The organism is Streptococcus vicugnae, assembly GCF_016461705.1.
Lineage (GTDB): Bacteria > Bacillota > Bacilli > Lactobacillales > Streptococcaceae > Streptococcus > Streptococcus vicugnae.
Genome location: NZ_JAEMHW010000001.1, coordinates 76059 through 102011, shown reverse-complemented (window position 1 = coordinate 102011; position 25953 = coordinate 76059). Strand labels below are relative to the sequence as shown.

22 protein-coding genes and 2 pseudogenes are annotated in these 25953 nt (G+C 33.5%); 23 read left to right on the top strand and 1 reads right to left on the bottom strand.

The genetic code is table 11. From position 1 onward, the window contains the following. Nucleotides 1-23 precede the first annotated feature (23 nt). The 5 genes from JG537_RS00530 (at nucleotide 24) to rpsU (ending at nucleotide 4128) form a co-directional block, all read left to right on the top strand. Entirely contained in the window at nucleotides 24-842 is an 819-nt protein-coding gene (locus tag JG537_RS00530) for an ABC transporter substrate-binding protein (protein ID WP_277997070.1), read from the top strand. 11 nt (nucleotides 843-853) lie between these two features. After that, nucleotides 854-1663, top strand: a complete 810-nt coding sequence (locus tag JG537_RS00525; RefSeq protein ID WP_199542391.1) for a transporter substrate-binding domain-containing protein — start codon at nucleotides 854-856, stop codon at nucleotides 1661-1663. An 84-nt stretch (nucleotides 1664-1747) separates the two neighbouring features. Further along, entirely contained in the window at nucleotides 1748-2860 is a 1113-nt protein-coding gene (locus JG537_RS00520; RefSeq protein ID WP_199542389.1) for an aminotransferase, read from the top strand. A 101-nt stretch (nucleotides 2861-2961) separates the two neighbouring features. Continuing rightward, entirely contained in the window at nucleotides 2962-3777 is an 816-nt protein-coding gene (locus tag JG537_RS00515; protein ID WP_199542387.1) for a transporter substrate-binding domain-containing protein, read from the top strand. Nucleotides 3778-3951: 174 nt separating this feature from the next. Beyond that, complete coding sequence (rpsU, locus tag JG537_RS00510) at nucleotides 3952-4128, top strand: 30S ribosomal protein S21 (RefSeq protein ID WP_000048058.1); 177 nt, start codon at nucleotides 3952-3954, stop codon at nucleotides 4126-4128. Between the two features lie 65 nt (nucleotides 4129-4193). Here rpsU and mscL read toward each other — a convergent pair whose 3' ends face one another. After that, entirely contained in the window at nucleotides 4194-4574 is a 381-nt protein-coding gene (mscL, locus tag JG537_RS00505; RefSeq protein ID WP_132870019.1) for a large conductance mechanosensitive channel protein MscL, read from the bottom strand. Nucleotides 4575-4692: 118 nt separating this feature from the next. Here mscL and dnaG point away from each other — a divergent pair, with 118 nt between their 5' ends. From dnaG to JG537_RS00415, 18 genes and pseudogenes are all read left to right on the top strand, one after another. Then, nucleotides 4693-6501: a DNA primase gene (gene dnaG, locus JG537_RS00500; RefSeq protein WP_281402426.1), complete on the top strand. Its 1809-nt coding sequence runs from the start codon at nucleotides 4693-4695 to the stop codon at nucleotides 6499-6501. 8 nt (nucleotides 6502-6509) lie between these two features. Next, nucleotides 6510-7619, top strand: coding sequence for an RNA polymerase sigma factor RpoD (gene rpoD, locus JG537_RS00495; protein WP_024343868.1), 1110 nt, complete (start codon nucleotides 6510-6512; stop codon nucleotides 7617-7619). 21 nt (nucleotides 7620-7640) lie between these two features. After that, entirely contained in the window at nucleotides 7641-7976 is a 336-nt protein-coding gene (locus JG537_RS00490) for a metal-sulfur cluster assembly factor (protein ID WP_132869512.1), read from the top strand. Between the two features lie 141 nt (nucleotides 7977-8117). Continuing rightward, complete coding sequence (gene cps2T, locus JG537_RS00485) at nucleotides 8118-9272, top strand: beta 1-4 rhamnosyltransferase Cps2T (protein WP_199543587.1); 1155 nt, start codon at nucleotides 8118-8120, stop codon at nucleotides 9270-9272. Further along, nucleotides 9262-10197: a glycosyltransferase family 2 protein gene (locus JG537_RS00480; RefSeq protein WP_199542383.1), complete on the top strand. Its 936-nt coding sequence runs from the start codon at nucleotides 9262-9264 to the stop codon at nucleotides 10195-10197. Before cps2T ends, JG537_RS00480 begins: the two co-directional genes overlap by 11 nt. After that, complete coding sequence (locus JG537_RS00475) at nucleotides 10194-11000, top strand: ABC transporter permease (RefSeq protein ID WP_199542381.1); 807 nt, start codon at nucleotides 10194-10196, stop codon at nucleotides 10998-11000. Before JG537_RS00480 ends, JG537_RS00475 begins: the two co-directional genes overlap by 4 nt. Further along, nucleotides 11000-11744 (top strand): annotated as a pseudogene (locus JG537_RS09820) (ABC transporter ATP-binding protein); the annotation flags it as partial. The gene JG537_RS00475 and the pseudogene JG537_RS09820, both read left to right, overlap by 1 nt. 491 nt (nucleotides 11745-12235) lie before the next feature. Then, a pseudogene (locus JG537_RS00465) lies at nucleotides 12236-12961 on the top strand (glycosyltransferase family 2 protein); the annotation flags it as partial. 287 nt (nucleotides 12962-13248) lie between these two features. Next, nucleotides 13249-14946 (top strand): rhamnan synthesis F family protein, encoded by a 1698-nt coding sequence (locus JG537_RS00460; protein WP_199542374.1) that lies wholly within the window; start codon nucleotides 13249-13251, stop codon nucleotides 14944-14946. Next, a complete protein-coding gene (locus JG537_RS00455) occupies nucleotides 14943-15737 on the top strand; it encodes a glycosyltransferase family A protein (RefSeq protein WP_199542372.1) in 795 nt (264 codons plus the stop codon). Before JG537_RS00460 ends, JG537_RS00455 begins: the two co-directional genes overlap by 4 nt. An 11-nt stretch (nucleotides 15738-15748) precedes the next feature. Continuing rightward, nucleotides 15749-16444, top strand: coding sequence for a glycosyltransferase family 2 protein (locus JG537_RS00450; RefSeq protein WP_199542370.1), 696 nt, complete (start codon nucleotides 15749-15751; stop codon nucleotides 16442-16444). A 1-nt stretch (nucleotide 16445) separates the two neighbouring features. Then, nucleotides 16446-16781, top strand: coding sequence for a DUF2304 domain-containing protein (locus JG537_RS00445; protein ID WP_004232324.1), 336 nt, complete (start codon nucleotides 16446-16448; stop codon nucleotides 16779-16781). Next, nucleotides 16774-18042: an MATE family efflux transporter gene (locus JG537_RS00440; RefSeq protein ID WP_199542368.1), complete on the top strand. Its 1269-nt coding sequence runs from the start codon at nucleotides 16774-16776 to the stop codon at nucleotides 18040-18042. The genes JG537_RS00445 and JG537_RS00440 overlap by 8 nt, the downstream gene beginning before the upstream one ends. Further along, a complete protein-coding gene (locus JG537_RS00435) occupies nucleotides 18039-19355 on the top strand; it encodes a DUF2142 domain-containing protein (RefSeq protein ID WP_199542366.1) in 1317 nt (438 codons plus the stop codon). Before JG537_RS00440 ends, JG537_RS00435 begins: the two co-directional genes overlap by 4 nt. Nucleotides 19356-19367: 12 nt before the next feature. Then, nucleotides 19368-20330 carry a glycosyltransferase gene (locus JG537_RS00430; RefSeq protein WP_199542364.1) on the top strand — a complete coding sequence of 321 codons (963 nt, stop codon included), beginning with the start codon at nucleotides 19368-19370 and terminating at the stop codon, nucleotides 20328-20330. Nucleotides 20331-20344: 14 nt separating this feature from the next. After that, the gene (locus JG537_RS00425; RefSeq protein WP_199542363.1) at nucleotides 20345-21322 is read left to right on the top strand and encodes a glycosyltransferase family 2 protein; all 978 of its coding nucleotides are present in this window, start codon (nucleotides 20345-20347) and stop codon (nucleotides 21320-21322) included. 18 nt (nucleotides 21323-21340) lie between these two features. Further along, nucleotides 21341-23794 carry an LTA synthase family protein gene (locus JG537_RS00420; RefSeq protein ID WP_199542362.1) on the top strand — a complete coding sequence of 818 codons (2454 nt, stop codon included), beginning with the start codon at nucleotides 21341-21343 and terminating at the stop codon, nucleotides 23792-23794. Between the two features lie 121 nt (nucleotides 23795-23915). Further along, the gene (locus JG537_RS00415) at nucleotides 23916-25952 is read left to right on the top strand and encodes a rhamnan synthesis F family protein (RefSeq protein WP_199542361.1); all 2037 of its coding nucleotides are present in this window, start codon (nucleotides 23916-23918) and stop codon (nucleotides 25950-25952) included. Nucleotide 25953: the final 1 nt, after the last annotated feature.

The window sequence follows — 25953 nt, the reverse complement described above, 5'->3', positions numbered from 1 at the left end:
AAAAAAGAAAAGAGAAAATGACTATGAAAGTAAGTAAAATGTTTGGTGGGTTAGCCCTTGTTGCCTCAGCCTTTTTGTTAACAGCATGCGGATCAAATAATCAAAAAGATACATCAGTTTCTGATGTTAAGGACAAAGGAACACTTGTTGTTGCCATGAATCCTGAATTCGCGCCATTTGAATTTAAAACTTTGGTTGACGGTAAAGATACAATTGTTGGTGCTGATGTAGAGATTGCTAAAGCGATTGGTGAAGAACTTGGCGTTAAAGTAAAATTTTCATCAATGTCATTTAATAATGTTTTGGCAAGTCTTCAATCTGGAAAAGCAGATGTAGCTATTTCAGGTATTTCTGCAACACCTGAACGTAAGAAAGCTTATAATTTCTCAGAACCTTACTATGAATCAGAAAATGTTGTCTTGATTAAGAAAACTGACCTTGATAAATATACAAAAACAAGTTCACTAGATGGTTTGTCAGTTGGAACACAAAAAGGTTCTATCCAAGAAACTGTTGCCTCTGAACAATTGAAGGGATCAAAAGTTGTTGCCTTGACGCAAAATGGTGAAATGATCAATGAGTTGAAAAATGGTCAAATCCAAGCTGTTGTTTTAGAAAAACCAATTGCAGAAGGATATGCAGCAAATAATGATGACTTAACAATTTCAAACATCAAATTGAAAAACGACGATGCTGATGCCTATGCTGTTGCTCTCCCTAAAGGAGATGACAAATTGACGAAAGAAGTTAATAAAGTTATCAAAGAGTTGAAAAATTCAGGTAAAATTGATCAATTTGTTCAAGACGCTTATAACTTGTCAACAAGTGAATCAAACAATTAAGGAGAGATGATATGAAGAAGTTTTTAGGAGGTTTATTTCTACTTTTAGCAGTAGGAAGCATGACCGCTTGTTCATCTTCGGGAACAAGTCAAAAAAGTATTCAAAATAAAGGTAAAATAGTTATTGCAACTGAGTCAGAATTTGCACCATTTGAATTTAAAACATTGATTGATGGCAAAGATACTTTGGTTGGAGCTGATATTGAGCTTGCAAAGGCCATCGCCAAAGAGTTAAATGTCAAAGCAGATTTTTCAGTCATGTCCTTTAACAATGTCCTTGCTTCGGTGACTTCTGGAAAAGCTGATATTGCTATTGCAGGAATTTCGGTGACTGATGAACGTAAAAAAGCTTATGATTTTTCAGATGCTTATTATGAAGCTGAAAATGTTGTGATTGTGAGAAAAACAGATGTCGCAACTTATCCAACTTTAGAAAGTTTGGCAGGAAAATCAGTTGGTGCCCAAAAAGGTTCTATTCAAGAAAATATTGCTAAAGATCAATTACCCGATTCAAGCCTTGTATCTCTTACTTCAAATGGAGAGATGATTAATGAACTAAAAAGTAATCAACTTCAAGCGGTTGTGTTAGAAAAAGCTATTGCAGAAGGATATATTTCACAAAATCCTGATTTAACCATTGCAGATATGTCTTTAAAATCAACAGATACTGATGCATACGCTGTAGCTTTTGCTAAAGGAAGTGATAAAAAGCTAATTTCTTCTGTCAATAAAGTCATTAAAAAGGCTAAGAAAACAGGCGAATTTGATGCTTGGATTGAAAAAGCATCGACTTATACGCAGACTAGTTCAACGTCAGAATAAAAATGGAAGGAAACTGAGGGTAATTGCTCTCGGTTTTTCCTTGTGAATGGTAAAATAATCTTAGAAAGTCAGAAGGGGTATGCGATGAAATTACCACGATTTGGAGTTGAAGAATGGCTTAATGTCCATGAGAGAGAAGCTAAATATGATATTGCTGGTGTGTCTATTGAAGCTTTGACTTTACAAGAGTTGTTTGATCTAACAGGTGAATCAAAAGAGAAATTTTATCAAGAATTACTGTCAAAAAAATTAAACTATGGTTGGATTGAAGGCTCTCCAGAATTTAAAAAAGCAGTCAGTAGTTTGTATAATTTTGTGACAGAAAGTCAAATTCTTCAGACAAACGGTGCCACCGGAGCTAATATGTTGGTGCTGTACGGACTGATTGAACCAGGTGATCATGTTATTTCTATCTATCCAACTTATCAGCAACTTTATGATATTCCAAAGTCTTTAGGAGCAGAAGTTGATTTATGGCAAGTTAAGGAAGAAAATGGCTGGCTTCCAGATTTATTTGAGCTACGTCAAATGATTCGTCCAAATACTAAAATGATTTGTATTAATAATGCTAACAATCCAACTGGTGCAGTCATGGACGATAATTACCTACGTGAATTGGTTGAAATTGCTAAATCTTGTGATGCTTATATTTTGTCTGACGAAGTCTACCGCCCTTTTACAAATCAAAAAGTTTCATCTATTATTGATTTGTATGACAGAGGGATTTCGGTTAATAGTCTTTCAAAGACATTTTCATTACCTGGTATTCGTGTTGGTTGGGTTGCTGCTTGTGATGAAGTTGCAGATATCTTACGTGATTATCGAGATTACACAATGATTTGTGCGGGTGTGTTTGATGATATGGTGGCTAGCTTAGCTTTAAAACATAAGCATGTGATTTTAGAGCGTAATCGTCAGATTATCAGAGAAAATTTAGCTATTCTTGACCAGTGGATTAGTAAGGAAGAAAAAGCTTCCTACATAAAACCAGCAGAAGTACCAACGTCCTTTGTGGAATTAAATGTTGGTATTCCTATCGAAGATTTTTGCCTGACTTTGTTGAAAGAATACGGTGTTCTTTTGGTTCCTGGAAATCGTTTTGACAAGGAAGGCTTTGTTAGATTGGGTTATTCCTGCAAGCAAGAAACTTTGAAAAAAGGCTTAAGTTTGCTATCGTCTTGTTTGAAAAACTATTAAAAATAGTTTAATGATTGAAATGAATTTTTATTCAAAAATCGTTGACTAATTGCAAAAAGATAGATAAAATAGAGATAAGTTTAAGAGAAGAGAGAATAAATATGAAAATTAAAAAGCTTGTTCTAGGGATACTCGCGCTTGTCTCTGTTTTTACGTTGGCAGCTTGTGGATCTTCATCAAATGAAAATTTACAAGAAAAAGTAGTTAAAAAAGGTAAATTAGTCGTAGCTATGAGTCCTGACTATGCACCATTTGAATTTAAAGCTTTGGTTGATGGTAAGGATACTATTGTTGGAGCTGATGTTGAATTAGCGAAAGCTATTGCTGATGAACTAGGTGTAAAACTTGAGTTGTCTTCAATGAGTTTTGATAATGTCCTTTCAAGTCTTCAAACCGGAAAAGCAGATATGGCAATTTCTGGCTTATCCGCAACGAAAGAACGTAAAAATGCTTATGATTTCTCAGATCCTTATTATGAGACAGAGAATGCTGTTCTGGTTAAAGCAAGCGATCTTAATAAATATAATTCTGTAGACAGTTTATCGGGCGTCAAAGTAGCAGTCCAAAAAGGAACTATCGAAGAGGGATTGGCTAAAGATCAATTGAAAGATTCAAAAATCATTTCTCTAACAGCAATGGGAGAAGCGATTAATGAATTGAAATCTGGTCAAGTTCAAGCAGTTGATCTTGAAAAACCGGTAGCCGAAGGATATCTTTCACAGAATTCTGATTTAGCGCTAGCAAGTTTTGCGTTGAAAACCGGTGATGGTGACGCTAAAGCTGTAGCTATGCCAAAGGATAGCGGTGAAATGGTTAAAACAGTTAACAAAGTTATTAAGAAATTAGCAAAAGACGATAAATACAAACAATTCATTTCAGACGCTGCACAATTGACAGGAAATGAAATTGATGATTAACGAAAAGAGCTGATATTTCAGCTCTTTTTTGAACTTTTAAAATCATTTTAAAACGATAAAAGAAATCACAAAAAATGTCACTTAATACATGTTTTTAGATTGACTTTTTGATATAATTCATGTATCATGGTAAGGAACGTGTAAATGTTACAATGTCTTGAGGAGGTGAAACACATGTCAAAAACAGTAGTACGTAAAAACGAATCACTTGACGATGCACTTCGTCGTTTCAAACGTTCTGTGACTAAAGCTGGGACTCTTCAAGAATCACGTAAACGTGAATTCTACGAAAAACCTTCTGTAAAACGTAAACGCAAATCAGAAGCAGCTCGCAAACGTAAAAAATTCTAATTAAACATTAGATACAAAAAAGAGGCGCTAAGCGTCTCTTTTTATGCTTTGAGGACTTATAAAGATTATTTTTCTTTCAATAAGTCACGAATTTCTGTAAGAAGTTCTTCTTGAGTTGGAGCAGCTTCAGTCTCTTCCTCGTCCTTACCTTTTTTGCTAAGGGCAGTGGCAGCATTTGCAGCTTTAACTACGAAAAACAGTGTTGTACCAACGATAAGGAAGTTAATAACGGCGCTTAAGAAACTACCGTAAGCAACACCATTCCAAGAAAGGTCAGCAATTTTAGCCACACCGGCAGCTTTCAGAGCAGGATTGAGGAAGAGTGGTGTGATAACATCTTCGACAAGAGAAGTAATGATAGCGTTAAATGCAGCCCCCATAACAACTGCGACAGCAAGATCAAGAACGTTTGCTTTGAACAAAAATTCTTTAAGTTCTTTAATCATTTGAAAAACCTCCAATATATTTTTGTTAGTACCATTATACCAAAAATCTTTCATAAAGTCCGATTTTTGAGAATTTACAAATCGCATTCAAAATGTTATAATGAAATACAAAACTAAAATGGGAATAGTGCGTGGAGGTGGTCTTTTGGCGATTGACAGAGAGTTAATTACCGAGATAAAAAATAGCGTTAATATTGTTGATGTTATTGGCGAAGTGGTCAATCTTACACGTGCAGGTCGCAACTACATTGGACTTTGTCCGTTTCATAAGGAAAAAACACCGTCTTTTAATGTTATTGAAGACAAGCAGTTTTTTCATTGTTTTGGTTGCGGAAAATCTGGGGATGTTTACAAGTTTTTAGAGGAATATCATCAGATTAGTTTTTTAGAGAGTGTTCATCGTGTCGCTGAACGTGCTGGAATTCCTTTGCAGGTTGAAACACAGCAAGCACAAGCAAAACCGCAAAATCCTAACCAAGTTCTTATTGATATTCATAAGGATGCGGCTAAGTTTTACAATGCTGTTTTGAAAACGACTAAGGAAGGTCAAGAAGCGAAAGCTTATTTAGCCCAGCGTGGTTTAACAGATGAATTGATTGATTATTTTAACATTGGATTGTCGCCAAATGAGCCTGATTTTCTTTATCAATCTCTTGCAAAACGATACGAAGAGAATGCTTTGATGGCTTCAGGTCTTTTTAATTTGTCTGAGCGCACGAATCGCGTTTATGATGCTTTTCAAAATCGAATCATGTTTCCTCTGACGGATGATAGTGGTCAAGTTGTTGCCTTTTCAGGTCGTGTTTGGACCAAAGAAGATTTAGAGAATAAGCAGGCTAAGTATAAGAATACTAGGTCAACCGCTTTATTTAATAAGTCTTATGAGTTGTATCATCTAGATAAGGCGAGACCTGTAATGTCGAAAAAACATGAAGTCTATTTAATGGAAGGTTTTATGGATGTCATTGCGGCTTATCGAGCTGGTATTGAAAATGCTGTTGCTTCGATGGGGACGGCTTTGACCTCAGAGCATGTAAGGCATTTAAGGCGTTATGCTAAAAAAGTTATTTTGACATATGATGGTGATAATGCAGGACAAAATGCGATTGCTAAGTCTTTGGAACTTTTAAAAGATTTTAATGTTGAAATTGTGCGAGTTCCAGATCAGATGGACCCGGATGAATTCATTCAAAAGAATTCTCCACAAGCTTTAGCAAACTTGCTTGAAAATAGTCGGATTAGTAGTACAGAATTCTTTATTCAGTACTTAAAACCGGAAAACAGTGATAATCTTCAGGCTGAAATTGCTTATGTAGAGAAGATTTCAAAAATCATTGCTCAATCACCATCGATTACGGCACAAAATTCGTATATTAATATGGTGGCTGATTTATTGCCTGACTTTGATTATTATCAAGTTGAGCAATCGGTAAATAGCCAGCGACTTCAAAATCGCTCAGTTCTTCAATCAGAAGCAGCTAAACAAAGAGTGACGGTTGTTGAATTACCGATATCAAAGAATATCTCTGCGATTATTAAAGCAGAAAGTCAGTTGATGCAAAGGTTATTGACGCATGATTATCTTCTTAATGAATTTAGAAATCGAGAAGAATTTACTTTTGATACCCAAGAGCTGCAGACAATCTATAATTTATTAGTGCAGCAGGGGGAGGTTTCTTCATATGATTTAGCGCAGTTGGATGATCGAACGCGGCAGATGTATTATCAAGTATTAGAGGAAAATCTACCAGATGATGTTGGGCCTAACGAGGTTGAAGAAATTATTCAGAAACGTAACCACTTGCTTCAAGAGAGGGATTTGCAAAAACAAAGTAAATTAATTCGTGAATCTAGCAATCTTGGGGATGTTGACGCAGCTTTAGCGGTTTTGGAAAATCTCATTGCCCAAAAAAGAAATATGGAATAGAGGAAAATATGGCAAAAGAAAAAGAAATTACTACTTTTAATGTTCAAGTTGCAGAATTTATTCGTAACCATAAAAAGAACGGAACAGCTGTCGATGATGAAGTGACAGAAAAATTGGTTATTCCATTTTCATTGGATGCTGATCAAATCGATGATCTTTTGGAACGTTTGACAGACGGTGGTATTTCAATTACTGATAAAGAAGGTAATCCATCAACAAAATATGTTGTTGAAGAACCAAAACCAGAGGAATTGACTGATGAAGAATTGCTTGGAAGTAATTCTGCTAAGGTTAATGACCCAGTTCGTATGTACCTTAAAGAAATTGGGGTTGTGCCTTTGTTGTCAAGTGAAGAAGAAAAAGAATTAGCTGTTGCAGTAGCAGCAGGTGATCTTCAAGCTAAACAACGTTTGGCAGAAGCTAACTTGCGTTTGGTTGTTTCTATTGCTAAACGTTATGTTGGGCGTGGTATGCAATTCCTCGATCTTATCCAAGAAGGAAATATGGGATTGATGAAAGCTGTTGATAAATTTGACTACTCAAAAGGTTTCAAATTCTCAACTTATGCTACATGGTGGATTCGTCAAGCAATCACACGTGCGATTGCTGACCAAGCTCGTACAATCCGTATCCCAGTACACATGGTTGAAACAATTAACAAACTTGTTCGTGAACAACGTAACCTTCTACAGGAACTTGGACAAGATCCAACACCAGAACAAATTGCTGAACGTATGGATATGACTCCTGATAAAGTTCGTGAAATCTTGAAAATTGCCCAAGAACCTGTTTCTTTGGAAACACCTATCGGTGAAGAAGATGATAGCCATCTTGGAGATTTCATTGAAGATGAAGTTATTGAAAATCCAGTAGACTATACAACTCGTGTTGTTCTTCGTGAACAACTTGATGAAGTTTTAGACACATTGACTGACCGTGAAGAGAACGTCTTGCGCTTGCGTTTTGGTCTTGATGATGGTAAAATGCGTACATTGGAAGATGTTGGTAAAGTCTTCAATGTGACGCGTGAACGTATTCGTCAGATTGAAGCTAAAGCACTTCGCAAACTTCGCCATCCGAGCCGTAGCAAACAGCTCCGTGATTTTATCGAAGATTAAAAATAGTCAAGAGGTTCGCTTATGTCTGAACAAAAATATACAGAAGAAGATGTCGCAAAGATTAAAGATCGTATTCTTGAAACTTTGGAAACAGTTATCGACCCTGAACTAGGGATTGATATTGTTAATTTGGGGCTTGTTTATGAAATCCGATTTGAGCAAAATGGACATACAGAAATTGATATGACCCTAACAACAATGGGATGCCCACTAGCAGATCTTCTTACCGATCAGATTCACGATGCAATGCGTGAGATTCCTGAGGTTACTAATACCGAAGTTAAATTGGTCTGGTACCCAGCTTGGACAGTTGATAAAATGAGTCGTTATGCCCGCATTGCTTTGGGAATTAGATAATATTGAACACCAGCAGAAATGCTGGTGTTTTTTTGATTCTTTGATAGCCGTATGCTCTAGCTACTTTCGTTTTTCCATCGCCAGCTTATGTAAAATATGGTATAATATTTTTGATTGTATTTTAGAATGGAGAAGTGTGCCATGCAACATGTATTCATCATCGGAAGTCGAGGTTTGCCTGCAAAGTATGGTGGCTTTGAGACTTTTGTTGAGGAGTTGGTAAAAAATAAGCAGAGCTCAGATATTGTTTATCACGTCGCTTGTTTAAGTGATGATAAACATCATACGCATTTTAAATATGAGGGCGCAGATTGTTTTACCATCAAGGCACCTAAAATTGGTCCAGCACGAGTGATTGCTTATGATATGATGGCAATTACTTATGGACTTCAAATGGTAAAAAGATCTGGTATTGAACACCCTATTTTTTATATTTTGGGTAACACAATTGGGGCATTTATTGCACCTTTTGCAAAGAAAATTCATGCTCTAGGTGGAAAAATCTATGTGAATCCAGATGGTCTTGAGTGGAAACGCTCAAAATGGTCGAAACCAGTTCAAGCTTATTTAAAATATGCTGAAAAAGCTATGGCTAAGACTGCTGATTTAGTGATTTCAGATAATATCGGTATCGAGACTTATATTAAGGAGTCTTATCCGGGGGCTAAGACACGTTTCATTGCTTATGGAACGGATTTGAAAAAATCAACTTTAACAGCAGATGATTATAAGGTAAGAAAGTGTTTTGATAACTGGCAAACCAAAGAAAATGGCTACTATCTAATTGTTGGTCGTTTTGTGCCAGAAAATAATTATGAAACAGCTATTCGTGAGTTTATGAAATCGAACACTAGACGTGATTTGATTATTATTTCTAACCATAAAAATAGTAGCTATTTTGAAAAATTGAAGCACTTAACAAATTTTGAACGCGACCACAGAGTTAAGTTTGTTGGCACTGTTTATGATCGTGATTTACTCAATTATATTCGTGAGAATGCCTTTGCCTATATCCATGGTCATGAGGTTGGCGGAACAAATCCAGGCTTGTTAGAAGCTTTAGGTCATACTAAATTAAATCTTGTCCTTGATGTTTCCTTCAATAAGTCTGTAGCTGGACACAGCGCTTTTTATTGGAATAAAACATCAGGTAATCTCTCATGTTTGATTAATGATGCTGATGGACATTATGATTTTACAGGATATGGCAATCGTGCGCGTGCTATTGTTAAGCAAAATTACACATGGGAAAAAATCGTAGGAGAGTATGAGGAACTGTTTTTAAATGAAAATTAATATTCTCATGTCCACCTACAATGGTGAACAATTTTTGGCTGAACAGATTGAAAGTATTCAAAATCAAACAGTCAAAGACTGGAATTTATATATTCGTGATGATGGCTCTAGTGATACGACACCCGAAATTATTAAGCACTATGCGCAGCTTGACTCACGTATTGTTTTTATTAATGCTGACAATCGTAAAAATTTTGGCGTTATTAAAAACTTTTATACCCTTTTAAAACATAGCAAAGCTGATTACTATTTCTTTTCTGATCAAGATGATATTTGGTTAGAAGATAAATTGGCAGTTACTTTAGAAGAAGCACAAAAGTATGATAGTCAGAAACCTTTATTGGTTTATACAGATTTGAAAATTGTTGATCGAGATTTAAATGTTTTACATGAAAGTATGATTAAAACACAGTCTGATCATGCTAATACTGAGTTGGTTCAAGAATTGACTGAAAACACAGTAACTGGCGGTACAGCAATGATAAATCATACATTGGCTGAATTGTGGACATCAACAGATGATTTGTTGATGCACGATTGGTATCTTGCTTTACTTGCTAGCGCTTTAGGTAATCTTGCTTATGTTGATTACCCAACGGAATTGTATCGTCAACATGATGCTAATGTATTAGGGGCGCGTACATGGACTAAACGCATGAAAAATTGGATTAAGCCGCATAAACTAGTCGAAAAATATTGGTGGTTGATTAATGCTAGTCAAACTCAAGCACGTTTTTTATTAGATTTAGCATTGACCCCTGAAAAAAGAGACTTGGTTGAAAATTTCGTAACCATTATGGATAAATCTTTTATTCAAAGGATTAAAACTTTGAATAAATATGGGTTACGAAAAAACCGTACTTTTCATACATTTGTGTTTAGAACATTAATTATTACCAAATTTGGTTATAGGAGAAATAAATGAAGTTCTTTAGTAAAGAAAATAAAATCTTATTAAAAGAAATGGTAAAAACAGACTTTAAACTGCGCTATCAAGGTAGTTTAATTGGACATTTGTGGTCAATTTTAAAACCATTGATGCTTTTTACAATTATGTATTTAGTATTTGTCCGTTTCTTGCGTTTTGATGATGGTACTCCTCACTATGCTATCGGTTTGTTAATTGGTATGGTGACATGGAACTTCTTTGCTGAAGCAACTAACATGGGAATGCTTTCAATTGTTGCGCGTGGGGATTTACTGCGTAAATTAAACTTTTCAAAAGAAATTATTGTCATTTCTTCAGTTGTTGGAGCAGCAATCAACTATGCCATTAATATGGTGGTCGTTTTTGTTTTCGCTTTGTTAAATGGTATTCATCCAAATTTTGGATTCTTAGTTATTATTCCATTGTTTATTGAATTGTTTGCTTTAGCTGCTGGTGTTGCATTTATATTGTCAACTTTATTTGTTAAATATCGTGATTTAGGACCAATTTGGGAAGTAATTCTTCAAGCTGGTATGTATGGTACACCTATTATCTATTCATTGACATTTATTTTGCAGCGTAAACACTTGACTATTGGTAAGATTATGATGCTAAATCCGATTGCTCAAATTATTCAAGATATGCGTCATTTTATCGTTTATTCAGGAAATATGCGTGGATGGGAATTGATTAATAATAATATCATTGCACTTGTGCCATACCTAATTCCATTTGTGGTATTTGCAATTGGTTATTATATTTTCCATAAGCATGCTAAGAAATTTGCGGAGATTCTATAATGTCAGATAAAGAAATTGCAGTAAAAGTTGATCATGTTAGTAAATATTTTAAATTACCAACGGAAGCAACACATAGTTTACGAACAGCCCTTGTTAATAGATTTAAAGGGGTAAAAGGGTATCGAGAACAACATGTCTTGAAAGACATTTCATTCGATGTTCACAAAGGTGATTTTTTCGGAATCGTTGGTCGTAATGGTTCAGGAAAATCAACACTTTTAAAAATCATTTCCCAAATCTACGTTCCTGAAAAAGGTTCTGTTACAGTGAATGGTAAAATGGTTTCATTTATTGAACTCGGTGTTGGTTTTAACCCTGAACTGACTGGACGTGAAAATGTCTATATGAATGGTGCCATGCTTGGATTTACTACTGAAGAGATTGATGCTATGTACGATGACATCGTTGAGTTTGCAGAACTTGAAGATTTCATGAACCAAAAACTTAAAAATTACTCAAGTGGTATGCAAGTTCGCTTAGCCTTTTCAGTAGCCATTAAAGCACAAGGAGATGTTCTTATCCTTGACGAGGTTCTTGCCGTAGGTGACGAAGCTTTCCAACGTAAATGTAACGATTACTTCCTAGAACGTAAAGAAAGTGGTAAGACAACTATTCTAGTTACTCATGATATGGGAGCAGTTAAGAAATATTGTAACCGTGCAGTTCTAATTGAAAATGGTTTGGTTAAGGCATACGGTAACCCTTATGATGTTGCTAACCAGTATAGTTACGATAATACTGAAAAAGAATATGATGACAATGTTCAAGAAGAACGTGAAGTCGAAGGGGATGAAAAAATCTCTGATATTTCTATTAAATTGTTGTCTGAAAAACGCCTAACACCAAAAGATGAAATTTCTTTTGAAGTTAACTACAATATGCTTCAAGATATGGACACTTATGTGGCGTTATCATTTACAGATATTGATCGCAATATTTGGATTTATAATGATAATTCAAAAGAGCATATGACACAAGGTTCAGGTAAAAAAACGGTTAAATATACATGTCATATTCCAAATGTTAATGATTTGAAATTGAAATTGGAAGTGACAATCCGAGATAAAGATGGGCAAATGATTGGATTTGTCCCAGCTGAAAAATCACCAATTATATTATTAACACGTGATGACCTTGATTATAATAATGAATCTGAAGTTGATTCGGCAACTGGTTTGATTCAACGTAATGGTCAATGGGATTTTTAAAATAATGGTTCAGTAATGAGGTAAGGAATGAAAGTATCTATTATTTGTACAAATTATAATAAGGAGGCATGGATAGAAGAGGCTATTCGGAGTTTCTTAAATCAGAAGTGTGATTTTGATTATGAAATCATTTTAGTTGACGATGCTTCCAGCGATCATTCTCCTCAGATTATTGAACGCTATGCGAATCAATACCCTGATAAGATTAAGGCTGTTTTTCATCAAGAAAATCTAGGTATCACAAAAACATGGCTTGATATTTGTCAGTTAGCTCAAGGTGATTACATTGCTCGATGTGATGGTGACGATTACTGGATTGATGCTTACAAACTTCAAAAGCAGGTTGATATCTTAGAACGATCAACAGCATCAAAATGGTCTTGCTCTGATTTTAACATTATCTCTGAGAGTGGTGAATTACGTCAGAAAAAAGCCATTGAGAATGGTATTATTCGAAAAATGTCAAGTTTCGAGGAGATGCTTGCATTTCGAGGAATGACAATGTCATCGACTTGGTTAGTAGATCGCAACTTGATGTTGGAAGTAAATAATGCTATTTCTCCTGACGCAGTTGATGATACTTTTAGTCTCCAACTGGAGTTGTTTACAAGAACAGAGTTAACATTTTTACCAGAAGCGACTACTGTTTATCGCCTTCACGAAGGTTCGGACTCACATCCTACATCTGTTGAAAAGCTATCAGAGCGTTTTGAAAAATTACAGGAGACACAAGAAGAGTATCTTGAAAAGTACTATTCAAGAATTGATTTTAAGGTATTAACACGATACTTATTCTCTGAAAATACTGAGCGTGAAAAAATTATTGCACGTCGTCAGCAAGAATTAACAACACAATTAAATAATGCTCAAGTAATATTAGATGAATTACTTGAAGAAAGGGCAAAATTAAAATCAACTGAAGAAAAATTAGAAAGCCAAATTGCTGAAAAAAATCATTGGCTGAACGAGTATAACAAGGTTATCCATTCAAAACGCTGGGTAATTCCGACGAAGATAATCAATTTATTCAGGAGAAATCGATGAATCGAATGCTACTTTATGTTCATTATAATAAATTTAATGAACTGAGCCCTCATGTTCTTTATCAACTTGAACAGTTGAGGCCTTTATTTTCATCAATATGTTTTATTTCTAATAGTTATTTGAGTAAGACTGCTATTGAGAAATTGCAAGAAAATCAACTAATTGATGATGTGATTCAACGTCAAAATGAAGGCTATGATTTTGCAGCATGGAAGGAAGCAATTTTATCTTCTTTTGATTATGTCAAGTCATTTGATTCTTTAACTTTGATGAATGATACTTGTTTTGGTCCTTTGTGGGATATGCAAGAGATTTTTGAAAAATTTGAATCAGATGCTAGTGTTGATTTTTGGGGACTAACTAACCATGCTGCTTGTAAAATAAAAGGAGGAAGTTATGTAGCAGAGCATCTGCAATCATATTTTCTCTCTTTTAAAAAGCAGGTTGTAGAGAGTGAAGCATTTATTGATTTTTGGTCAAATGTTAAAAGCTATAAGAATGTTCAACAAGTTATCGATTCTTATGAATCAGAATTGACTGAACAATTAGTTAAAGCGGGTTACAGTTGTAGTTCTATGCTTGACTTGTCAAGTAAACCGGAACTTGGAAATGTTTCAATTTTTCGACCAGATTTGATATTGCAGGCAGGTATTCCATTTGTAAAAATTAAGTCTTTTAGTCATGTGGCACACTTGGCACCGTTTGTCTTAAATGCAATCGAGGAGAAGAGTGAGTATCCAGGTGATTTAATCATTAATCATCTTTCTAGTATATTGCCGCCGACTACATCTTTCTTATTACCTTATAAAAATTTGAATCAATCTGATAACACGCTAAAGCAACCTTCAAAGACAATTTTGCACCTGCATTTTTCAACACGAAATGGTGTAGAAATTTTGACTAGTTTTTTGAAGAGCCGTAAAAATATTATAACTTTAGTTAGTGCTGAATCAGATAAAACCTTAGAAGAGGTAAAAGAACAGTTCCAGCGAGAAGATATTACTAGTTATGCTTACGCACATGTTGAAAGTGTTAGTGAATGGCAAAAATTTATTAGTGATTCTTCTAAGGTGTTCGATGGTAATTGCTTAGCCTATATTCATGTTTCGGATTTCTTTTTAAATCAATTGGTTGACTCCTATAGTTTAAGGGAACTACTTGAGATAATGTTTTCATTAGAGGATACTATTAAGAAAATATTTCTTGATGATAAAAAAGTCGGTTTAGCCATTCCAGACATGCTTTTATATGAAAGGTATAAAGATAGTCAATTGGCCATTGATAAAGAAGTTTTTGAAAGATTAAATATTTCTGAAGCAGAAATAAAAAATCCTATGATAGAAAAAGCTTGGTCGGCTTATTGGATTAGGGTAGATGGATTGCAAAAAATATGGAATAACAAAGGCAATCTAACGCTTTCAGATTTTGAAAAAATTCTTCCAATTTTTAATTGGAAAGAGCGCTATGATTTTGTTTTGCTACCAAATAAAGCAAGTTTACCTGCTTTGATTGATGCAAAAAAAGCAAATGATATGCTCTTTGCATCAGAACTTGAGGTACCAAGTAGTATTAATTATCCGATCAGTGCTAAATTAGTCTTGCGTTTCTTTAAAAAGGCTACGCTATTGACTTTGATTTATTTTTTAAAACGTCTAAATTTAATCAAATTAGTTAAGGAAAAACAGAATAAATGAGTGAAAAAAAACATACCATTGCAATTTGCGCATATGGTGAGAGTTCATATTTGGAAGAATGTATTCTTTCTGTAGAAAAGCAAACAGTATCATCTGATGTTTACATTTACACATCAACACCAAATAATTTTATTAAATCATTGGCTGAAAAATACCATCTTCCATTATATGTTGGTGAACGAAAATCAATAGGAGCTGATTGGAATCAGGCACTTTCACATTGTAAAACAGAATATGTGACAATTGTTCACCAGGACGATTTGTATGATGAAACTTTCACACAGAAGGTATTGGAATCATTCGAAAAGTACCCAAACTCAACGATTGTTTATACAGACTATCATGAATTAAAAATGATGGCAGAAGGAGCTAAGGATATTGCAAGTAATCAGAACTTAAAAATCAAACGTTTGATGCTTAATGTTCTATCAGTGCTACCTAGTTCAAAATGGTGGCGTAATCGTGTCCTATCATTTGGAAATCCTATTTGTTGTCCAAGTGTTTCATATAATATGAAACGTTTGTCGGACTTCCAATTTGATGAGGAGATGAAGACAAGTTTGGATTGGTATGCATGGTACACAATTTCTGAAAAATACAAAGGGCGTTTTTCTTACATTAAGGAATCTTTGATGTTTCACCGTATTCATGAGGAATCTGAAACAACGGCAACGATTTCAAATAATACACGAACAAACGAAGATTTACAAATGTATCAGCTGCTTTGGCCAAAAGCTATCGCTAACTTACTGATTAAGTTTTATCAAAAAAGTCAGAATTCAAATCAATAGGAGGCAGCCGCTTGTTAAAAAAATTAATTATTATCCCTGCATATAATGAGAGCAGCAATATTGAAGGTACGGTTGCTGCAATTAAAAAAGATGCACCAGATTTTGACTATGTCATTATTAATGACTGTTCAACAGATAACACACTTGAAATTTGTCAAAAAAATAATTTCAATGTCGTGTCACTTCCAATTAACCTTGGAATTGGTGGTGCAGTGCAAACGGGTTATTTATATGCTAAAAAACATGGTTATGATTTAGCTGTTCAAGTGGACGGTGATGGTCAACATAATCCTGCTTTCTTATCCAAAATGGCTGATGAGTTGATAGAAAGTGATGTTAACATGGTAATTGGTTCACGTTTTCTAGAAAAAGAAGGCTTTCAATCATCGTTTATGCGTCGTTTGGGGATTCGCTATTTTATGGGCTTGATTCATTTGCTTACAGGTAAGAAAATCACAGACGCAACTTCAGGATTGCGAATGATAGATCGCAATATTATTGAACTGTTTGCGAGTGATTATCCAGATGACTATCCAGAACCAGAAACAATTGTTTCTTTACTTAATAAAGGTTATTCTGTTAAGGAAATTCCGGTTGTTATGAACGAGAGACAAGGTGGTGTTTCGTCAATTTCTGCAACAAAATCCGTTTATTATATGATTAAAGTGACATTGGCTATTTTATTTGTAAAATTAAGGGGGAAATAAGATGACACAAACAGCGAGCCTTTTTATCTCAATTGTTATTGTACTTTTTGTTGCTTACTCATTCCATTTGATTAAGAAGGATAAACTATCTATTCGTTATTCGTTATCATGGTATATTCTAAGCGTTATTTTATTGATTGCTGTTTGGTTCCCAAATTTATTGGTTGTATTGGCTAATTTATTAGGTATTTATTCCCCAATGAATCTGGTTTTCTTTGTTGGGTTTTGCTTAAGTTTGTGGATTCTTTTCTCACTAACTCGCATTGTTTCTATTCAAAGCTCAAAAATTAAAAGCTTGGCACAACAAATTGCATTAAGTGAGAAGAAGGATGATTAAATTATTGAAAATTGGGCAGAAAGCCTCTCAAAAAGAAGTCTTTGCTTGGAATATTTTGGGAAGTTTAGCTTCAGCAGCTATGTCAACGCTTTTGCTGTTATCTGTAGCTCGTTTATTGGATAGCTATAATGCCGATGTTTTTAGTATTGCTTATGCTGTTGGAAATCTATTGATTACAGTAGCTACTTTTCAAGTTCGTGACTTTCAAGCAACAGATATTAAAGAGAAGTATTCTTTTAATAATTATTTCTATGCACGTGTGTTAACTATCTTTATTATGTTGCTTGTAGCCCTTGGTTATGTTCTTATGCATGGCTATGACGCTTACAAATCTTTATGTGTTTTACTGATTTGTTTTTATCGCTGTAGTGATGCCTTATCTGATGTTTTTCAGGGAATGTTTCAACAGCACGAACGCCTTGATATTGCGGGAAAATCTCTTTTTTTTAGAAATGGATTTATCTTTGTAGGTTTTACAATTACATTGATTATTACACATGAGTTGTTATTATCATTGATTATCATGAATGTGTTATCATTTGCTTTTGTTTTTGGTTTTGATTTTTGGTTAAGTCGATATTTCAGTAAAATTAAAGCATTTCATTTTTCATTTAAACAAATCAGAGGTCTTTTAGTAGAAAGTAGTCCACTATTTATTAATGCTTTTATGTTGGTTTCCATTTATAATCAGCCAAAATATGCATTAGACAATTTATTTGAGCAAGGCTTACTTGAAGTTGGTGTTCAAACGGACTTTAATATTCTCTTTATGCCGGTTTTTGCCATGAATTTGACAATGATTTTCTTTAGACCAATGATGACGCAAATGGCTATTTTTCTTGAGAAAAAGGAGTATGAGTCTTTTGTTCATTACCGTCGAAAATTATTGCAATTATTAGTCGTTATTTCATTCTTAATTTTAGCAGTTGTGTCTGTTATTGGGGTTCCAATTTTAAATATTGTTTATTCGACTAATTTGAATAGGTATTTGATTGCCTTTATTATTTTAATGACTGGAGGAATAGCAAGTACTTTTGCGACAGTTTGTGATAATATTTTGACAGTTTTGCGTAAGCAAAAACTTTTGGTGATTTCATTTGCCAGCGGATTTTGTGTATCCTATTTTTCAGCCAATCCTTTGGTTGAGCATTATGGCATTTATGGTGCATCAATTTCATTTACATTATCAATGTTAACGTGGTTACTAGTATCCCTAATTATCTATTTTAGCGCTAAAGATTCATATAAGGAGAAAAAATGAAAATAGAAAAATTATTTTTATTCTTAGCAGCTCCCTGTGTTGCACTGTTTATGTTTTTGGTTCCTGTGACGCAAGTTCCAGATGAAACAACACATGCAATTTTAGCTTGGAATATTACACATGATGCTGCAAAGGAAGATTCGCTTCAATGGCTTGCACATCATCAAGGAGAAGTAATCACTAATAGTTCGCCAGAAGCTCCTGCTGTACTCAATAAGGAAAAACTAAATCGTTTTTTTACTAAGGAACAAGATTTTTCTTCAGCTCCTTTTAAATTGAGTGTTTCAATTAAAAGTGTGGCTCATCTTCCTCAAGCAATTGGAATGTTGATTGGACGTGCGATCTATCCTTCATATGGCGTCATTATGTTAGTAGGACGAATTGTTAATGCTCTTGTTTATATCATCGGGATGTATTTTGTTATCAAAGCAGCAAAATACGGTAAATTAGCTTTGATGTTTATTTCGTTATTACCAATGATGTTACAGCAAGCAGCTTCTCTATCTTATGATGTTTTAAATTACGTCTCGATTGCATGTTTCTTTGTTTTCTTTGTTAATCTTATCAAAGAAAGAACATTTACTAATAAAAAGTTTCTTCAGCTTATCTTATTAACTTTATTCCTTTATTCAACGAAAACAAATAACCTGCTTTTATTACCGTTCTTAGTAATGATAGATTTTGAGTTTGAAGGATTTTTAAAAGTGTTAAATCCAGCTTATAATTTCTTCAAGAAATATAGATGGTATTTTGTTACAGGTGCGGTTTGCTTAGGAATTGTTGCGTTTTATTTCTTCTTAAAAGGCTGGGGTGGAACTCAACACTTTATTTGGGTAATGTTTAATACTTTCTTCTTACAACAAGAAAACGTTAATTTAAATGGTTTGTTAACTATTGGTATTTTCGGAGAATTTGGCTGGTTAACGACTCAATTACCGTTATGGCTAGTCTTTATTGATATTGTTGTATTGATTTTAATTTATTTGAGTGAATATCTTCCTGTCACTAAAACGGAAGGAATTTCATCAGCTTTGATTTTTCCACTTCAAGTACTAGTTATTGTCGTAGGAATGTATTTTGCATGGACTTTACGTTCAAATCCTGACAATGTTGGTGCGAATAGAATTGCTCATGGAGAACAAGGTCGATATTTCACGCCTTTCTTGATTTATTTGGCACCTTTGTTTAGTCTTTGCCAGTCAAAACTAAGATTTGAATTTAGTCAAAAATCAATTATTAAACTATCAACAATTATCATTCTAATCAATGTTGCAGTGTCATTTGCTGTCTTATGGGCATATTATTGGGTATAGGAGTACAATTGGATGATTAGTGTTATTGTTCCGGTTTACAATGCTCAAGAACATTTATCAGACTGTCTTGATTCACTTTTACATCAAACATTAGAGAGTAATTTCTATGAAATCATTCTTTTAAATGATGGTTCAAAAGATATGTCTGCTGAAATTTGTGAGCGTTATGCGAAGCAGTATAGCAATATCGTTTTTGTTAATAAAGAAAATGAAGGTGTCTCAAAAACACGAAATCTAGGAATTCAAAAAGCAAAAGGCGACTTTGTCGCCTTTGTTGATAATGATGACTTAGTAGAAACAGATTATTTGGAAAAACTGTATACAGCAATTTCTCAATCAAATGCTGATGCTGTTTTTTCAGGCTATACTCGTATGACTTATTCAGGAAAAGTTTTGTTTAAAGAAAGCTTAAGTCAAACTGAGTGGGCAAAATACATAGTGATGGCCCCTTGGGCGAAGCTTTATCGAAGACAAGTTTTATTGAATAATAGCATTGAATTCTTTGATTATGGAATAGGAGAAGATGTTGCCTTTAACCTACAGTTTTTAGCTAAAACCAAAAATATTAATATTATTTCCTATTCTGGCTATAAATGGATGTTTAATGATGATAGTGTATCTAATACCTCTCAACGTGGCTTAGATGATCGCTTAGATATCCGTATCTTACTAGAGAAAATTTTAGAAAATAATCCAGAGCCAGATGATTATTTGTCATATTTTATTTATAGATATTATATTTGGTATCTTTTATTTTCAGGACGTTCATCTAGTAAACAGCAATTCCTATCTTATAATAGGAAAATTAAAGCATTTTTACGTGAGCAAAATATTTCTAGAAAAATATCACCGTTATCACGTCGCTTGAAGGGCGAAAAATTTTCAAATCGTTGTGCAGTGTTAGTTTTTAGTCTTTTAGATAAATGTTATTTGTTACCACTGTTTGCGTCAGTTTATTGTAAAAGTAAAAAATGATTAGAGGAGATAAAATGAAATTTTCAATTATTGTACCGGCATATAATGTGGCACAATATATCGAAGAGTGTGTGGAAAGTGTTCTAAATCAAGATTATGATAACTTTGAAGTTATTGTTGTTGATGATGGAGCAACTGATGAAACACCTCAAATCATTGATAGCCTTGCCCAAAAATCCGAAAAAGTTAAAGTTATTCATCAAAAAAATGGTGGATTATCTGCTGCACGAAATAGCGGAATTGAAGCAGCAAATGGTGATTATATAATCTTTCTAGATGGAGATGATTTTTGGTCAAGTCAGTCTTTTTTAAACGACATCAACAATAGACTTAATGAAAATTCTGTTGATGTTATTATCTATTCTTACTCATACCATTATACCGATAAAATTGTTAAGAAGACAATCAGTAATAAAGGATTATCGGGAAATATAAAGAAAGATTGTACAGACTTAGTTAAACGTGAATTGATAACCGCACCTGCATGGAATAAATGTGTAAAGAGAACTTTATTTGTAGACGGTTCTCTAGATTTTCAAGTCGGTTTCCTTTCAGAAGATTGTCTTTGGTGTGCAAATCTTTTGAAGCTAATGACAAGTTATGCAGTTTTTGACAATGCACAATACATGTATCGTCAAAATCGAGCAGGAAGTATCACCAATGTTGTTAAAGAAAAAAATGTTCTCGATATTTTAAAGAGTATTTCAATTGGCCTTGATAATATCGAAAAACTTCCATTTGAAAAACAGGAAGCATTAAAAGTCTATTTTGCAATTTCATATATTTCAATTTTGCCGTTTGTTCATTTATATAAAAACAGCTTTGATATTAAAAACTATTTAAAAAATTATGAATATTTGTTACAATATTCAAGGCAGATTGAAAACAAAAGTTTTAAATATACTGGCTTGGTGGCAAAAGGGATAGGAGTAGAAAAGGCAGCTGCCTTGTTTAATAAGTTACTTGGTCTGTACAAAAAGTTTAAAGGTTAAGGATTTTCAAAAGGTATAATGATATTTTTAAAATCAATAGGTAATTTTTGTAAGAAGAATAAAGGTGTTTTACTTTCCTATTTTGTAACCTTTCTCATTACCTACTTACATCTTATTATAGTAATTGGCTTAGAAAATCATCGAACTATTACACCGCTTATTTGGATTTTGTTAGGTGTTTTTATCGTCTTATATGCCCTCCAAATTCGAAAAAGAATGGATAATAAATGGTGGTTATTATATCTTCCACTTATTTACTTTCTTTTTGTAATAGGTGCTTATTTTGTAAAAGTTACTTTAAATCTTAATAATGAAAAATTTGACTGGACAAAATTTCAACATTTTTGGGATTTTAACTTTTTAATTCCTTTAGCATGTTTGCTGTTATTAGCTCTGGTCTTTAATCGCTTCTCAAGCTATTTTTCTAATGAGTTTATTAATGCTTTTTCTCTGAAAAAGAAACGCTATGACATTTTAGTAATGAGTCAAATTGCAACAATGTTTATTGTTACAAGCAATCAATTAATAAATAGTTTCCTTTCCAATACACTTTTTCTTGTTGAAGATATTAAAAAGACAGCTTATGCAGGACAATTACTGCATTATTCTCTTGGCATGTATGTTTTCTTTAGTTTAATCACTTATGCATCAGCTAAAGGAATAAGTCACCTTTTTAAGAATAAGCCAACCCCTTCTTTATCGGTTGCGACAAGTTTGTTGTTGGCTTTTATTTTTAATTTTACAATTCAAGCGGGAGTGACTGAAAAAGGTGAATCTTATGGGTATTATATCGCCTCAGGAGCAACGATATTTCAAATTTTAATTATCTTTGCTTGTTTCATGGTGATTTATATTACTATTAATCGCTATTTACCAGCTACAGTTTTTAACATTGTTTTAGGAGTCTTAATCAGCTATATTAATGCTGAAAAATTTACTTTACGTAATGAGCCATTTTTGATTGCAGATTTTACTTGGTTAAATGATATCGGATTTTTTAAAGAATATGTTAGTGAAAATGCTCTTTTATTAAGCATAGTAGGGATACTTTGGACAATTGTTATTTTGTATTATGTTAGGAAAAAGTGTTTGCCCGGGCAAATATTTAAAAATTGGAAACAACGATTAGCAGTTGCCGTTACAATTGTTGTTGCTTTTTCAGGAACATTATCGATATTTAAGAATCAAGAGGATGGAAGAATTCCTGAACATATTCCAGTTTTATCTTCTGTTTATAACCTTTATAATGTCAATTGGCAAGGAATTAATGCTAATACAAGATTTCAATCTTTGAGCTTTGTATGGCTAAAACAGATAACAATTACTGATATTGAAAAACCAGCTAATTATAGTCAAAAGGAAATTGACAAAGTTTATAAGAAATATACAAATCTTGCTGGTGAAATAAATGCCATAAGGACAGAAAATATTTCTGATCAAACAGTGATCTTCATTCTAAGTGAAAGTTTAGCTGATCCTGCTCGTGTTCCTGGGGTAACTTTATCGGCTCCAGTAATACCGCAAATTCAACAGATTCAAGCCGGAACAACATCGGGCTTAATGAAATCCGATGGTTATGGTGGTGGAACAGCTAATATGGAATTCCAGACCTTAACAGGTTTACCAATGTATAACTACAATGATATGATTTCAGTTCTGTATACTGAGGTAATTCCGAAGATGAATTATATTCCATCAATTAGTAATGCCTTTGAGCCAGAAAATAGGATTGCCATTCATTTATCTGATGCTACTCACTATGCACGTAATTCAGTGTATATGAAATTAAAATTTGATAAATTTGTTGCTACATCAGGGTCAGATGATACTGCAGAAGAGGTTAATATTTTGGGAGCTTACCCAAGTGATACGTCAACCTATGATAATATTCTCTCTAAGATTGATACTAATCAAAACCAATTCTTTTCTGTGATGACCATGCAAAACCATGGACCATGGTTTCCAACTGATTTGACTGATATTACGGCAAGTGGAGAAGGTTTGACAAGTGACCAAAATGAAAGCTTAACGAACTATGCGAGACTTTTGAGTTATACTGATAGCAGCACTGCGGAGTTTTTACAGCAATTAGAAGGAATTGATAAGAAAATTACGGTTGTATTCTATGGAGATCATTTACCAGGTATTTATCCAAAATCAATCTTTAAGGATAATCCTGAATTGCAGTATTTGACTGATTATTTTATTTGGTCAAATCATGGTACTGTTAAAGATGATTATCCATTAGTTAATTCTAGTGATTTTCCAGCTGAATTATTAGCCCATACAAATTCGCGTGTATCGCCTTATTATGCATTGTTAACGGAAGTTTTAAATAAAGCTAGTGTTGATAAAGATAAACTTGATGGTGATGGTAAAGAAATTGCTAAAGATCTCAAATTAATTCAGTATGATTTGTCTGAAGGAAAAGGGTATATTTTGAAGCATTCTGATTTCTTTGATTTTCAATAGTAAAATATCGAGAGAGCAATAAAGCTCTCTTTTTATATTGTAATATTATTCTTCAAAATAGATTTACTAGTGAAAAAAAGCAAGCTTTAGTGTAGAATATATAATAGAAAAAAGATTGGAAATGAAAATGAGGATTATTGGTAACAAACATTTTTTTGTAAAATTAAAAGCACTACTGTATAAAATGAAACAACTTTTAAAAAAAGTTGCTCTTTTTGGGAAGAAGGCTTTCTTTAAAATAAGATGTATTATTCTTCGTGCTTTTCGAGATTATTTTCGAGATAATGACTATCTTCCACGTGTAAAACGTGTTTTGATTTATAATATTTTTGAAGGAAAAGAAACACTTCAAGAGTATAAAGTTATTTTCTTAGAGGCCTTAGCTAAAATTGTTGATGATATTTACATTGTTGTTAATGGTGAGTTATCACAGTCAGACATTGAACGCTTAGAAAAAATCGGTAAAGTTACTTTAAGAGAAAATAAGGGTTACGATGTAGCGGCTTTTAGAGCAGGAATTCTAAATTTAGGCTCTGAAAAATTGAAGGAATATGATCAATTATTGTTAGTTAATGATACTAACATTGGTCCTTTTCGAGATTTAGAAGAAGTTTTTTCAACAGTTAATTCAAAATCATTGGATTTTTGGGGTGTTTCGTTGGGAGAAGTTCAACCAGACTTCACAGGAGTAAATCCTTTTGGTTATATTCCGGAGCATATTCAAACGTATTTTGTTGTGATTGAACGTAGTCTATTACATCAAAAGTCATTCTATCATTATTGGGAAAAACTTAGTGATACAGATTCACGTCAAAAAGCGATTGGAAGACACGAAACATATTTTACAAAATATTTTGCTAATTTAGGTTTTCGTTATGATGCTTTGATTAGGGATACAACTGATAGTGCGATGTACATACATCCATTACGAGTTCTAAAACAGGGATCTCCTTTAATAAAATATTCAGCATTCTCAAATTACGATGATGATCAATTTATTTGGCAAGGATTGGAACGTCATAGCGAAATTCCTGAACTTTTCTCATACATTGAAGAAAAAACAAATTATCCAGTTGAAATCATCATGACTATTATTGATGATTTTAAGAAAAAGGCACAACAAAAGTATGTTTTAATCATTGATGGTGTTGAGAATATTATTCCGCAATGTACTCGATATCGTGTATTAAACAAAGCAGAGCAACTTGAGCAATTAGGATATAATGTGAAGGTTGTTGACATGTCAAAACTACAGTTGTTAGATTGTAAAGGTGCTAGTCATATTATTATTTATCGTGCACCAGATCTTCCTATTTTAAACCAAGTTTGTCAGTTAGCAAATAAAACAGGTGTTCCGGTTTTCTACGACATTGATGATTTAGTTTTTGATACAAAATACACTGATCAACTTGCTTATACGCAGGGGTTGTCAGCAGTAGATAAAAATAATTATGATGAGAGTGTTCGAGGTTATGGCAGAATGCTTGAAAAATGTGATGCGGTCATTACTTCGACAAATCAGTTGGCAAAAGAGTTGAAAAACTATAAAAAGACTGTGATTATAAATCGTAATGTCTTATCAGAAGAATTGGTTGCTATTAGTTCACAGACACCACACAAAGAATCTGATGACAATAAAGTTAAGATGGCATATTTTTCTGGTTCAATAACCCATAATGAAAATTTTGAAATGATTAAGCCAGCTATTATTTTGTTATTGAAGAAATACCCGTATTTAGAATTACATTTAGCTGGTCATTTGGATATTCCTGAAGACATTGCTTGTTTTGGTGAGCAAATTGTAACCCATCCCTATGTTGATTGGAAAGAGCTACCGCGATTGATTTCTGCTATTGATATCAACTTAGCTCCTCTGGTTCACTCAACCTTTAATGAAGCAAAATCAGAAATTAAGTGGTTAGAAGCAGCAGCTGTTAAGGTGCCAACCGTTGCTAGTAGGATAGGTTCATTTGAGGATATGATCGAAGATGGTATTGACGGTATTTTGGCTTCAGATACTGAATGGGAAGAAAAATTAGAGGCTTTAATTATTAATAAAGCTTATCGTAGTCAAATAGCTGAAAATGCTTATCGAACAATTATGGCACGCGCTACTACTAAAGCGATTAAAATGAATTTTTTAGAAATAAAAGGTTAAA